The sequence below is a fragment of the Sphingobacterium sp. ML3W genome (genome assembly GCF_029542085.1).
GTDB lineage: Bacteria > Bacteroidota > Bacteroidia > Sphingobacteriales > Sphingobacteriaceae > Sphingobacterium.
This window is the reverse complement of the sequence record NZ_CP107036.1, coordinates 1,641,821-1,655,323: the sequence shown is the minus strand read 5'-3', so window position 1 is coordinate 1,655,323 and position 13,503 is coordinate 1,641,821. Positions and strand designations below refer to the sequence as shown.

At 36.1% G+C, this 13,503-nt stretch carries 14 protein-coding genes; 9 read left to right on the top strand and 5 right to left on the bottom strand.

The genetic code is table 11. The features are described from left to right. The first annotated feature begins 175 nt into the window (after nucleotides 1-175). Entirely contained in the window at nucleotides 176-955 is a 780-nt protein-coding gene (locus OGI71_RS07095; protein ID WP_282254699.1) for a toxin-antitoxin system YwqK family antitoxin, read from the top strand. 38 nt (nucleotides 956-993) lie between these two features. Next, on the top strand, nucleotides 994-1,866 hold the full coding sequence (locus tag OGI71_RS07090; protein WP_282254697.1) for a hypothetical protein: 873 nt from the start codon (nucleotides 994-996) through the stop codon (nucleotides 1,864-1,866). A gap of 592 nt (nucleotides 1,867-2,458) precedes the next feature. Here OGI71_RS07090 and OGI71_RS07085 read toward each other — a convergent pair. From OGI71_RS07085 to OGI71_RS07070, 4 genes are all read right to left on the bottom strand, one after another. After that, entirely contained in the window at nucleotides 2,459-2,698 is a 240-nt protein-coding gene (locus OGI71_RS07085; RefSeq protein ID WP_282254696.1) for a hypothetical protein, read from the bottom strand. Nucleotides 2,699-2,709: 11 nt separating this feature from the next. After that, on the bottom strand, nucleotides 2,710-3,306 hold the full coding sequence (locus OGI71_RS07080; protein WP_282254695.1) for a hypothetical protein: 597 nt from the start codon (nucleotides 3,304-3,306) through the stop codon (nucleotides 2,710-2,712). Between the two features lie 353 nt (nucleotides 3,307-3,659). Further along, nucleotides 3,660-4,256 (bottom strand): Crp/Fnr family transcriptional regulator, encoded by a 597-nt coding sequence (locus OGI71_RS07075; RefSeq protein WP_282254693.1) that lies wholly within the window; start codon nucleotides 4,254-4,256, stop codon nucleotides 3,660-3,662. 454 nt (nucleotides 4,257-4,710) lie between these two features. After that, on the bottom strand, nucleotides 4,711-5,886 hold the full coding sequence (locus tag OGI71_RS07070; protein ID WP_282254692.1) for a GAF domain-containing sensor histidine kinase: 1,176 nt from the start codon (nucleotides 5,884-5,886) through the stop codon (nucleotides 4,711-4,713). A 389-nt stretch (nucleotides 5,887-6,275) separates the two neighbouring features. Here OGI71_RS07070 and OGI71_RS07065 point away from each other — a divergent pair, with 389 nt between their 5' ends. From OGI71_RS07065 to OGI71_RS07055, 3 genes are all read left to right on the top strand, one after another. Beyond that, nucleotides 6,276-6,860: a ferritin-like domain-containing protein gene (locus OGI71_RS07065; protein WP_282254690.1), complete on the top strand. Its 585-nt coding sequence runs from the start codon at nucleotides 6,276-6,278 to the stop codon at nucleotides 6,858-6,860. A gap of 155 nt (nucleotides 6,861-7,015) precedes the next feature. After that, entirely contained in the window at nucleotides 7,016-7,387 is a 372-nt protein-coding gene (locus tag OGI71_RS07060) for a response regulator (protein WP_282254689.1), read from the top strand. 230 nt (nucleotides 7,388-7,617) lie between these two features. After that, entirely contained in the window at nucleotides 7,618-7,821 is a 204-nt protein-coding gene (locus tag OGI71_RS07055; protein ID WP_282254688.1) for a hypothetical protein, read from the top strand. Between the two features lie 165 nt (nucleotides 7,822-7,986). On the opposite strand, the gene OGI71_RS07050 is transcribed toward OGI71_RS07055, so the two are convergent. Then, complete coding sequence (locus OGI71_RS07050; RefSeq protein ID WP_282254687.1) at nucleotides 7,987-9,180, bottom strand: FAD-dependent monooxygenase; 1,194 nt, start codon at nucleotides 9,178-9,180, stop codon at nucleotides 7,987-7,989. Between the two features lie 570 nt (nucleotides 9,181-9,750). Here OGI71_RS07050 and OGI71_RS07045 point away from each other — a divergent pair. The 4 genes from OGI71_RS07045 (at nucleotide 9,751) to OGI71_RS07030 (ending at nucleotide 13,425) form a co-directional block, all read left to right on the top strand. Next, nucleotides 9,751-10,341 carry a TetR/AcrR family transcriptional regulator gene (locus tag OGI71_RS07045; protein ID WP_282254686.1) on the top strand — a complete coding sequence of 197 codons (591 nt, stop codon included), beginning with the start codon at nucleotides 9,751-9,753 and terminating at the stop codon, nucleotides 10,339-10,341. 69 nt (nucleotides 10,342-10,410) lie between these two features. Continuing rightward, complete coding sequence (locus OGI71_RS07040; protein ID WP_282254685.1) at nucleotides 10,411-11,505, top strand: alkene reductase; 1,095 nt, start codon at nucleotides 10,411-10,413, stop codon at nucleotides 11,503-11,505. Nucleotides 11,506-11,542: 37 nt separating this feature from the next. Further along, nucleotides 11,543-12,271 carry an SDR family NAD(P)-dependent oxidoreductase gene (locus OGI71_RS07035; protein WP_282254684.1) on the top strand — a complete coding sequence of 243 codons (729 nt, stop codon included), beginning with the start codon at nucleotides 11,543-11,545 and terminating at the stop codon, nucleotides 12,269-12,271. A 152-nt stretch (nucleotides 12,272-12,423) separates the two neighbouring features. Next, complete coding sequence (locus OGI71_RS07030) at nucleotides 12,424-13,425, top strand: NADP-dependent oxidoreductase (RefSeq protein WP_282254682.1); 1,002 nt, start codon at nucleotides 12,424-12,426, stop codon at nucleotides 13,423-13,425. Nucleotides 13,426-13,503: the final 78 nt, after the last annotated feature.

Genomic DNA, 13,503 nt, shown 5'->3' with positions numbered 1-13,503 from the left:
GAAAACCGTAAGTATATTTATATAAAATTATGTCGACACTTATCATGTAGTAGTAGTTCATGGTATGAATTGGGAAAAACACTGCCATTGGACTAGGTAGCTACATTATAATGATTTCTTTTGCTCTTCAATAGCAAGATTTGAATAATGATATTGAAACACAATACACAGATAAATGAAAAAAGTACTATTTCTACTCGCTATTTTACACTTATTTTTTTCTTGTAATGGACAATATAAGGAGCAAAAGAACTTTTTTGAGAACGGTCAGGTTAAGGAAATATATTATTTAGATGAAAATGGCCAATTGACTGGCGAAGCAAAAATATATTTTGACAATGGAAAGTTGTCGACGGTCAACAAATATAAAGGTGGAAAGAAAATTGGTGAAAGCAAGTGGTATTGGAAAAATGGAAAACTAAGAGGTAGTGTATCATTCGGTGAAAATGAAAAGATGTCCGGAGAATGGAAAGAATACCATGAAAATGGACAATTGGGAAACAGTGGAAATTATGAAAATGGCGAAAAAACAGGCGCTTGGAAGTATTATTATGAAAATGGTCAACTATCGGCTTTAGGAGATATGAAAAATGGGAGTTATATAGATCAATGGAAATTGTATTACCAAGACGGAACGACAAGAGGATTAGAGCAATATGACGAATACGGACGTCCAGCGAGCGAATGGAAAGAATACTACGAGAATGGACAATTGGAAAGCATTGGTAGATATGATGATGGAATGAAAATTGGCGCTTGGAATTATTATTATCAAAATGGACAATTGGAACATGTAGAAATCTATAATCAATACAAAAGATATAACGGCGAATGGAAATTTTATAATGAACAAGGCAGTCTGGTAAAAACAGAAATCTATTTAGATGGAAAGGAAACTGGAGATTGGAAATTTTACGACGAAAAAGGAAATTTAATTAAAACAGAGAAACACTAGGGGACTCCATCTCAAGACAAAAATAGAGCACTTACAAAATGGCATTAAATGAAAAAAAAGTAATAGTATTTACATCAATGTTTTTATTGTGGACTGTTGCTTTTGGACAAGGAACACAAAAAACTAATCCTCTGATAAAATCAGAAGAAATAACCTATCACGGAATAGATAGAAGGCATATTAACAGAGTGGATCGGAAAGGTCTCGATGAATATAGAGAATACAATGCAGATGGTACCGTTTCAAAAATATATATAGTAGAATTTGACAAAAATAAGGGTAAAAATAGCTACAATTTAAATGAAAGATATGTTTATGAAAAAGGAAAACTCAACAAAATAGAAGAAATTGGCACAAATACAGCTGAAAAATGCCAAGAGGTTTTGTTTTCCTATAATGAAAAAATGCAATTGGTAAAAAAGATTGAAAACCAATTCCAAGCCAATAAGCTAGTGATGAATCAGTTGAGTGCATACACCGATTATTGTTATAATGTAAATGAAGAAATAGAAAAACGTTATGAATATGATGAAACAAAACAAGAATTTCTGTTAACTTCTATCATTACTAAAATATATGACCTTCATAAAAATATGATTCAGGAAAAAACAGAGAATTTTGATGGTAATATATCAGGGATAGTTAATATAAAGTATGATAATTTCAATAAGCCCATAGCGTTGGAGTCTTCTTATTTTAAAGAAACAAAAAGTTATAAATACAATTCGCACGGTGATTTAGAAGAAGAAAAAACCGAGTCTGAAAAACGTTCTACAATTGAACTATCAAACTATTCTTATATATATGATAATTATGGAAACTGGATTGAACAAAAGGAAATTATTAAAAGAAATCCTAAAGACGAATTTGAAGGTGGACTTCTAATAAAAAGAAAAATTGAATATTATTAATAAAACTACGACTAAAAAGGATTTATCTTATTGTTTTAATGGTTTAGATGATTGCTTTGCTTTTACAATAACTAATTGATAGATGTTCACCAGATCAGAACAAGTATACGTTACGTAACTGAGAAAGATAAAAGCTCGTAATGGAGCCTAAAATCTGTATATAAAGCCGCAAATGAAGAAAAATGGGGCAAGAAATATCCTCTTGCTGCCAAATCCTGGATGGATAACTGGACCAATATTTCCACTTTCTTTGGGTACGAGGATTAGGTTCGTAAGATTATATACACCACAAATCCGATCGAGGGAATTCACCGTCAGATATGAAAAATCATTAAACCGAGCGAAGCGAGCTCATGAATGCCTTAAGAATAAACTCTAATGAATAATCTAAAGGAGCTTTCAGCTCCGAACAACATTAATAAAATTGATGTATTTGATCATAAAGTATATCTCTGAAAAGTGGACGACGCCGGTGCACAACTGGGGCTTGACCATATCCCAACTTAACATTAAATTTTGGGATAGGCTCAAACTTGATAGAGGCTTTTAGATTTAGGGTAATTATCCAATGACACAGTTTGAGTTGCACTCCCTATTTTATAAATCCTGGCTGTTGTCGAATCATATTACGGATATATACTGCCTTTTCGGTGTATGTTTCAATGGCTTTAGCTGAGATAGTAATTTTATCAATGACAGCACACTTTTCGGTTATAGATTTCTCCTCTATTTGAAATTGTTCCATTTTTTGTTGGTTTTTATTTTGACCCAAAGTTTTTACCGCCATAAGGATTGACCTGATAAGGACTATGGCTTTTAATGTTTTTTTCATATGTACTTAGCTTATTGTTTCCATTTCACTTTTCCATTATTGTCAAACATTTCGATAGAGGGGTTACCTAGACTATCAACCTTTAAAATAATTCTCGGTACTTCATTATTATCTTTCATTACCAAAGATGCATTCCCGTTTTCCGTTAGCAGGTTGATACGGTTGATATTATGTCCTGGCTTACCGGATAGATCTTTATCGTTAATCAATAGACCAGCCCTGAAATAATTGTCATGTTTATTATCCTGTGCCAAGATACCGATGGCATCGGCATTCTGATAATCAAATGCTAGTGCGTTCAGATTAGTCTCCTCATTATCAGTAATCGCCAAACCACCTCTTTCGTCGCCGTTTTTATCAAAGAAAATAAGACCTGCGGGAGAGTAAGCTCTTTTGTACGTCTTCCCTTTGATAATGGGCTGCGGAATGTTATCTGTGTTTGCAATAACTACACGATTTTTTCCAGATCTGTCCTTGATATCTATTCTTTCTGTGGTTAAGCTGCGCTCGTTGTTTAAAAAAAAGTAGGCTACACAAGCCATTAGTACGATATTGGAAAGAATAAGTGCGGTTAAAAATATCTTTATTGTTTTAGAAATTGTTTGCATAATTTAATATCAGTTTTTAATTGTTATTTACTTATATTCAGTGGATTAATTAGTCTTACTTTATGTTCTATCCCAGATTAATACCTTATAACCACACTTTATTTTTGCTTTTTATAAAGCAAAAATAAAGTGTGGTTTCGAGGATACTCTTTACATAGGTTGAGTGCAAGGATTTTTTTATCTTTTATTTCCATCTCGGTATGCAAGTCAATACAATCATTTTCCTTAATACGTACTACAATGAATCAAAAATGAGATATGGACATTCCAATTTTGCCTGACCTACTATTTACAGCAAAATTAAAGCGTAATTTTAAGCCCACACTTTCCATAGGTTGGGCACAATGATATTTTTATTTGGTCAGTTCTTTACGTATTCTGCTCAACTGTGTCGGGGTAATGCTGAGGTGCGAAGCAATATATTGTAGCGGAATTCTGCTGTCTATTCCCGGATGTGCTTTCAGCAATTTTAGATACCTTGCAGTGGCACTTTCGGTAAGTAAGGAAATTTCTCTTTCTTCATTAATGACTATCCATTTTTTTTCCAGATAGGCAATGTACAGGTTCTTTAACTCATCATTTTGATTAATAGCTGCTCTTGTTTGACGATAGGGCATACATACCACTGTGGTGTTTTCAATAGCTTGCAATGTAAATTCATTGGCTGTTTTTATGATTGCCGAAAATCTGGTGCTCGCAAAATCCCTCTCCAAATAAATCCATTTATTCCAGATAGCTCCTTTTTCATCTATAAAATAAGAGTTTAATGCACCTTTACAAACAAAGAAAATGTCATTGGCGACACGGCCTTCCTTTAATAAAACTTCATTTTTTTTAAATTGCTGAATGTGCACAGTTTCGGCCAACAAATTAAATGCCTTATCCGAAATAGGATACACGTTCACTACAGCTTCTTTAAAGTCTGCGAGATATTTTTCTGTTTCCGTCATTTGTTGTGGCGGGGTTATGTGATGATATTACTTTCAAATAAATATAACGTATCTTTTAAATAGTTGAAATTGTTTTTTCTTCTTGGGTAAATAAACCAGAATCTTTGATTCTGTGATTAGAAAAATGAAACTACCCACTATAATCAGTTAAGTATTGTGTTATCTCTGATAGTGCGTTCAGTTCGCTCAGCCGAATTTCTTCGTTTTCGTTTCTCCATGCTCACTTGTAACAAATTACGTTCTGGTTTTGGTACTTGAAGCGCAGTTTCATATTCGTCTCCGCGCTGAAGAGAAGTATGTTTCAACGTAGTCAAATGTCAAATGCTGTATATAATGAGACAAGGTTATTGAATTGTCATTTGCACGCCCCTTGTACATAAGTTTTTCACGATTTTCTCAACTTGCCACTTATACTTTTTCCGAAATAATCGTGTGATTATGATCAAAGCACCTATCATATTGGGATCCAAAGGCTAAATACCACTTTTTCATCAATGCATTTGACATGGATATCTCCTTTATGTGCGGTGATTATCTGTTTGGAGATATAAAGGCCCAATTCCAGCCCGCCTTCATTCTGATTTTTCCTTCCAACAAAAGGTTTAAATAGGTTATTTAATATAGAATCTGCTATCTTACTTCCATCATTTTCTATTTGGAAGATAAATTTCCCGCCTTCAATGGAAGAGTTTATAACGATTGTATTTTCTGCAGATCCATGGCGAAATGAATTTCCTATAAGATTTGAAAACACCTGTGCCATACGTTCATGATCACATTTGACAGGAAGTTTTGCTCCAAGATGTGTGAGTACCTTTCTTTCGAGCGAACTTGTGTGGATCTCACGCAGAGCCTGAAGGATCACCTGATCTAATTCGACTACATTTTTGTTCAGATGAATACCAGTACCTAGCTTACTGCGTGCAAAGTCCAGTATGTTATCTATTAAGCCTTTCATTCTGTACGAAGAATCGTATATAAGCTTGGCTGTCTGTTTATGTTTCGCATTTTCGAGTTTGTCGGCGAGATACTGCGACAAGGTAATGACAGCACTTAATGGATTTTTCAGGTCGTGCCCCAAAACTGATAATAGGGTATCCCTGCGTTCAGAGTATTGCAATTCCTCACCCAGCAGTGCTTCTGTATTTTTGATTTTTGCAATTGAACCCAAATGAAAACTTATCAGTTCAGATAGAAGTTCAAATAGTGGCGCTATCCGCTCTGTATCGATATGTACTGGTTTATAATCTATCGTACAGAGCGTTCCAAAGAACAATCCATCCTTGTCGACTATCGGGAATGCGATATAACTTTTAAAACCTTTTGCATGCAATTTGCTTTTCCAATCTTCATTTTCACAATGATCGATATCCGGAATAATGATAGGCGCATGTTTACCATGTGCTTCATCTCCTAAGGTATAATGTAATTCCAGCTGCTGGCCCACAGAGACCCCGACCCCCAGCGAATCACGCACAGCACATGCTATCCATTGATGGCCATTGTGAGAGGTCACCAACCCTAGATCCATGCCTGTATACAAACATATTGTGTTCAATATATTCTTTACTGCAGGGATATCTTCGATCCGCATAAGCAGATGGGTGATTGAATCATTATTTTCTTTCATAACTATTGTGTTTAGTAAAAAAGAAATCAACCTTCAAGACTAAAGGTATATGAATTTTTAACGGCTAACTAGCTAAATACAAATTGTATGTAGAATAAAATATTGGAATTCCTGTTAGAATCTTGTGTTAGCGGACCTTTTGTTTAAATATAAGTAATATTTTATCAGTTTTTCTAATTTTATCACATACGAAAGAATTGAGAATCCTAATTGTGGACATTTTAGATTTTCATTTAGAGAGACCTCGAGTTTCAATACATAAGAGGCGTGTTTATACGTCTTCGTCGGAATATACACGTGAAATAGCGGCGATTGCCTTGTTAGTAGAACCAAAGCTGTTCGATTGATGTTCAATTTCAGAAAGCTCTAGAACAGTAAACTTACTAAACATGGCAACAACAACTAAAAGTAACACAAGTGAAAAGTCTGAAAATGGAACGATGACCAAGCAATCCACTGACAACACAAAAAAACGCGTAGCATCGGATGCTGCAAAAGATTTGGCAGAGCTTTTTGAAGACGGCCTCAAAGACATTTATTGGGCAGAAAAGGCATTGACAAAAGCATTGCCCAAAATGGAAAAAAACGCTACCGCCAATAAGCTAAAAAAAGCAATTTCCAAACACCTTTTGGAGACTGAAAATCATGTGAAACGCTTGGAACAGTGTTTTGAGAGTTTAGAGTTAAAACCCAAAGCAGAGCGATGCGCAGCGATGGCCGGACTGATCGAAGAGGGCGAACACATTATCGAGGAAACCGAAGAAGGAACGGTTAGAGATGCAGGTATTATCGCCGCTGCCCAAAAAGTTGAGCACTACGAAATTGCCACTTATGGCACACTCGCCGCATTTGCTAAGGTGTTGAAATACAATGAGGCACTGGACCTTCTGCTTGAAACTCTTGCAGAAGAAAAAAAATGTGATACAGATTTAACTGCTTTGGCTGATACTAACCTCAATACGCAAGCGAAATAAAAGAGATTAAAAAAGACGGAGAGGCGAGCAAAGTTCTGAGCAGCTCCGACAGAAAGACAAAAAATGGATGGATCTTACGTCTGTAAGATCCCTTTTTTATAAATGATGATCTCTGAAAAGTTATCTCCGATCGATAGTAATAGAAAAAAATCAAGATGAAAAAGAAAATTGTGGTGTGTGATGATGATAAAGAAATACTAAATGTATTTTCTATGGTGCTAGAGGATCAAGATACGATCGTCGTAACTGTAGCAAACAGTTTAGTCCTGATGGAAGTGTTGGATAGCATACATGCTGATATACTTTTTTTGGATATACATATGGCTGCACGGAATGGGGATTTGATACTGCGTGATCTCAGGAGTTCATCTAAACATAATAAGTTGCCGGTGATCATGATTTCAGGTCATATCGATGGACGAAGTATTTCAATAGCATGCGGAGCGGACGGTTTTTTAGCAAAACCTTTTGATCTTACTGACCTGGAAAGCTACATACGAAGATTTGTTTATGACAATGAATCTTAATACCGCGTTTGGTTTTAAGCTATAATTTCCATCTCTACTTTTGAATCTTTTCACTTCGACTGTTCTTATGAGCCAAATAAATTATTAAATATTCCCAGGATATTATTTTTTATAAGAGCCTGTTTAAATTTTGATCAGTAAATAATGCTATGGCCGATTCTTTCGAAGGGAATTGCAGTGCCAAACATTTTCTCATAGTATTCCCAAATAAAGTATTGGATTAAAGGGCAGTGAGAAATGCTGTAAAACCGAATATTATTCCCGTTATATTGGCTCTTGCAACCGGCCAGTCTTTTTTGGGTTTCCTGAGCAGTCCGTATGTGACTCAGAATGTGCAATTGATTACAGCAACCATTGGCTGTATCCAGTCACCTTTGTCACCCTTAAGATTATTGGCCACGGTAACCGTTGCTATCCATCCTAAAGTCGTATAAAATCGGTTATTCATAATGAATATACTAAATTAGGCATAAATTTTTTAACTCCTGGCTTCTATATATGGTCGATGTAAAGAGGAGAATAGTCCATTTAATCAATCTAATTTGGATAATGCCAAAGCGGGAATACTACTTTATAGCCCGTTTATAATTAATTAAGTGTTACTTATAAATGGGTAGATTCAGCCTTTCTTTTGTTGTTTTCTCTTTTTTTTTCGTAAAGAGCTTTGAAACCTTTTTAGCTATTTTGCTAGAAGCAATTCTTATGACAGTATTGAATAGTCCGATACCGAATTTGGTTTTTGGATGCGCGATCCAAGGCACACCAGGAGGGAGGTTTTGAATTTCTTCAACATAAGGCCGCAATAATTTTTCATAAGCAGTAAAAGCTTCTTTATGATCGTTATGCCTAGACAGTTCTCCAGCCAAAATATAAGCGCCAATAATCGAGAGACTTGTGCCCATTCCGGTCATAGGGGTGGGGCAATAAGCTGCATCTCCCACCATGGCGCATCGTCCGCTGGTCCATCTAGGCGCTTTTACTTGGCTAATTCCGTCCAGGTACACATCTTTGCTTTCTTCTAATGCAGCAAGCATCCGGGAAGCCTGCCACCCAGCATCTGCAAACTTTTGTCTGAGAATTTCTTTTTGCTCAGCTAAATTGAGCTTTTCATATCCATTATCTGATGACAGAAAGGAAAAAGATGCTCTGGTCGTGCCCTCATTGTCCGGTCTTGTGTTAATAACCCTTGATTCTGGAGCATTGTACCAATAAGCCCATTTTGTATCCGATTCAATACGTGGAATGGTCAGATATGAGCAATATACACCAATATATTTTACGACAGGTTCATTTCCGAATATTAAAGTGCGGGTTGTGGAACGGATACCATCTGCTGCAATGACGAGATCAAAGGAACGTTGGAGGCTATTTTTAAAGGTGACGGTAACTTTATCTTCTTGATCCTCTAGGTCTATGATCTGATCACCGAAAACATACTTCACACTATCCTTTGTTGCGTCATAAAGGATTTTTGCCAGATCGCCACGCAGGATTTCAAGTTCAGCTGTTCCGAAGTCTGAATTTCCCTTTGGAAAAGATCCTATGATTTGATTGTTTTTATTAACAAAACAAACGCCCAGTTCCCCGGTATTGGCCTGGCGGATCTTATCTTCTAATCCCATTAGCTGAACTACCTGCTGTGCTTCTTTCCGGACATCTATATTTTGACCTCCCAACCTTAATTCATCTGCACGTTCGATAACCGTCACATCAAAACCAAATCGGTGTAGCCAGAATGCCAGGGTGGGGCCAGCTATACTGGCACCAGAAACGAGAATTGTTCTTTTCTTCATTTTCAATTTTAAGTCGCATGTACCTGTAATGAATTCATATCATTCAGGAAATTCAATATCTCAAAATTCATCCAATTTTTTATAGTATTTTCCAAAATTTGGAAAAATTTTATTGCATGTACCATAAACACGAGATATCACCGCTCTTGGTTTGCAAAAAAAAGACTCCTTAAGTTTTGATATTAGCCTCAGGTATCAAAATTCTCTGGCTCCCCGTTAGTCTATTCAAACCAAATATGCCATAGCCCATTATAAACTTTAAAAACTTATATTGACATCATCAGCTCTATAATAAAATTAAAGGCGAACAGTATCTTAAGAATGGAAGACGTACCAAAAAAATGCGAAATACCTTTGGATTTTATTTTTACTTTGAGAATCTGATGATAGAGATAAGTGTAACCCCTTTTTATTTTATTTTTCATCAATATGTAGGGTTTTGAGTATATATCTCAAACGAGATGTTTGAGAGTTTTGTATTTCAAAAACAAATAAAATATACTAAAAAGTATATTTTATTTGTTTTTGAAATATACTTTTTAGTATATTTGCAAAGTAGAAAATAAGAAAATGTTAACAAAGGCAGAAAAAACGAAGTTATTTATCCTGGAAACAGCAAGCCCTCTTTACAATGAGAAGGGAATTTCTGGTGTAAGCATAGATGAGGTTTTGGAAGCGACCAAATTAACAAAAGGGTGTATTTATGGACATTTTAACGGAAAAGATGATCTATCTGAACAGGTTGTAGACTTTTCATTAAAAAAAATGTCACAAAAGCTGGCTGATATTGTTTCCCAGGGCAAAACTGCAAAAGAAAAGATTTTTTTGTATCTCGATTTTCATAAGAACCCCCTAGATACCTATATTTCCGGCGGTTGCCCGATTTTTAATACTGCTGTTGAAGCAGATGATCATTTTCCTTCCATTAAAAAGAAAGTTGCGACAGTTCTGAAAACAGGCTTGCAGGGTATTTCAACTATTTTAAAGGATGGCATCGCTAATGCAGAGTTTTCAAAAGAACTTAATGCCGAAGTTTTCGCTTTTAAAATATTGTCAGCAGTGGAAGGAGGAATTGTCATTAGCAGAACAATGGATTCTAAAAAAATAATGATCGAACTTATAAAAGACCTTAAGAAGGAATTAGAGCGGTATACACTGTAATTTTTTTTGATATAAAATATACTAAAAAGTATATTTTTAAGGATTTTATAAATCAATTCAAAATAAGATATGAGTAACAAATTATTTGAAAGCTACGAGCTTAGTGGAAAGAAACTCAATAACAGAATGGTAATGGCTCCTATGACAAGAGCTCGTTCTGCTAGTCAGGGCAATGTTGCAACAGAACTGACAGCAACCTATTATGCACAGCGTGCGACAGCCGGACTTATTATTACCGAAGGTACGTTTATCAGTGAAGAAGGAATCGGGTTTATTAACGTTCCGGGTATTTACACGGATGAACAAATAGCAGGTTGGAAGCTGGTGACCAAGGCTGTTCACGCAAAAGGAGGTAATATTTTTGCACAGCTATGGCATACTGGAGCATATTCACATCCCGATTTGCATGAAGGCAGATTACCTATGGCTCCTTCAGACTTTAATCCTGAGCAGAAAGCTTTTACAGCTGCAGGTTTTAAGCCTACAATTTCCCCACAGCCAATGACGGTTGAAGATATCAAGCGGACTGTCGAAGATTTCAAAAAGGGGGCTATCAATGCGATCGAGGCAGGTTTTGATGGAGTAGAGCTACATGGAGCAAATGGCTATCTTTTACAACAATTCTTTAGCAAAAACTCTAATTATAGAATCGATGAATATGGAGGATCACCGGAAAATCGCGCTAGAATTCTTTTTGAAACACTTGAGGCAATCAAAGAAGCTGTTGATCTAAAAAAAGTAGGTGTTCGACTCAATCCATCGCTAAACGGAATCATGGGGATTGCTGTAGATGACGAAACAATTGCAACTTACGACTATATCGTTAACCGATTAAATGATTACGATTTAGCTTATATCCATCTAATAGAACCTTTTACAGATGTCAGTGGTAATGACAACGCCATTCAGGAGGTGGCAAAACATTTCCGAAAGATTTATAACGGGACCATCATTATCAACCGTGCTTTTAATAAAGAGACAGCGACGCAGGTTTTAGAAGATAACTATGCAGACTTGGTTTCTTTTGGAGTTCCTTTTATCGCAAACCCTGATCTTGTGGAACGTTTTAAAACTGGGGCGGCTCTTAACGCTCCAGACCAGGAAACATTCTATACACCCGGAGAAAAGGGCTATATAGATTATCCTTTTCTTAGCAACAACTGATTACATAAAAAAATATCATTAACTAAATTCAATCAAAATGAAAACAACAGGAAATACAATATTCATCAGTGGCGGAAGCGCCGGAATAGGATTGGCAATTGCTAAAAAATTAAATGCTGCCGGAAATAAAATCATTATCAATGGACGTAATGAAGAACGTCTTCAAAGTGCTTTAGCAGAACTAAGAGATGCGGTAGCAATTAAGGGGGATTTATCCATGGAAGCAGACAGGATCCGTATTGCAGAAGACCTGAAAACGAATCATGCAGATGTTAATATTATCATCAACAATGCAGGAGCCGCTTTTGGATATCTACTGAGTGAAACAACTAATGCACACGAAAAAGCATTGATTGAAATGAATACCAACTATTTTGCAATTATCCATTTTACAGAATTAATGATTCCACACTTACTGGAAAAAGAAGAGTCTGCAGTGGTGAATGTATCGTCCATAGCAGTATATGGAAGTCATAAATTCTTACCGACTTATGGAGCTACGAAAGCAGCTTTACATAGCTATACAACCGCTTTGAGACAAACTTATGAAGAACAGAAAAATCTCCAGATCTTTGAAGTTTACCCACCGCTTGTAAATACCGAATTTTCAGCTGAAATAGGGGGGGCAGCAGGAATTCAACCTAGCGAAGTGGCGGATGAACTATTGATTGGATTAGAAACTAATCTATTTGATATTCCGGTTGGAGAAACCAAGATTTATGCAACCGCGATCGGTGAGGCAATGTCGAAATTAGCGCATGCATAAATACTAATGCTATGGATCATTTGAATTTAAATATGGAAGGTGATCGGTATATTTAGATTCTGAAGTTATGAACTTAAAAAATAATATAATACTAAACCCTATAAATTGGTTAATAAAAAAGAGCATTGTCAATCTATCCAATAAAAAAACTTATGAAAGCATTTGTAGTTCGAAACTATGGTAAGAAAGAGGAGTTATCATTCCGTGAAGTTAGTAAACCCACGCTCGGCGAGAACGAGGTCATGATTGAGATCTATGCGGCAGGCCTCAATCAGTTGGATACTAAAATTCTGTCAGGTGAATTCAAAATGATCTTACCCTATAAAACACCATTTATTCTGGGACATGATTTGGCGGGTATTGTAATCGAAACAGGTTCAAAGGTTACAACGTTTAAAATGGGAGATGAGGTTTACGCCCGTCCTTCCGATCGTCACATCGGAACCTTTGCCGAATACTTAGCTGTTGACGAAAATGATTTGGCCTTAAAACCAAAAAATCTTTCCATGAACGAAGCAGCTGGTGTTCCGCTCGTGGCTTTGACCGCTTGGCAAGCTTTAGTAGAAATAGGGAAGTTAAAGAAAGGACAAAAAGTTTTTATACAGGCTGGCTCCGGAGGAGTTGGAACTTTTGCCATTCAGTTGGCAAAATATTTAGGTGCCACTGTTGCCACTACAGCTGGAAAAACAAGTTTCCCAATGCTTCAGGAGTTAGGAGCAGATGTTTTAATTGACTATAAAACACAGGATTTTGAAACAATGTTGAAGAACTACGATTTGGTATTAAATAGCCAAGACAACAAGACGTTGAAGAAGTCTCTAAATGTAGTAAGAAAAGGAGGTAAGGTAATTTCTATCTCAGGTCCTCCAACACCAACATTTGCACAGGAAATTGGCGCTTCATGGATCATTGCTTCAGTATTATCACTTCTTAGTTTCGGAGTGAGGAAAAAAGCAAAAAGACGAGGTATTGATTATGAGTTCCTGTTCATGAAATCAAGTGGAAAACAGCTTGCACAAATCACGAAGCTTATTGAAGATGGAACAATTAAAATTGTTGTAGATAAGGTTTATCCATTTTCGCAAACGAATGAGGCTCTGAACCACGTGGCAAGTGGAAGAGCAAAGGGAAAGATTGTGGTAAAAATAAAATAGCAAGACTTATCACATTTTCACTTCACTGATTTTGCGTAATATCTATATGCCATTTAAATGGAAGAGCTATTAGATTTA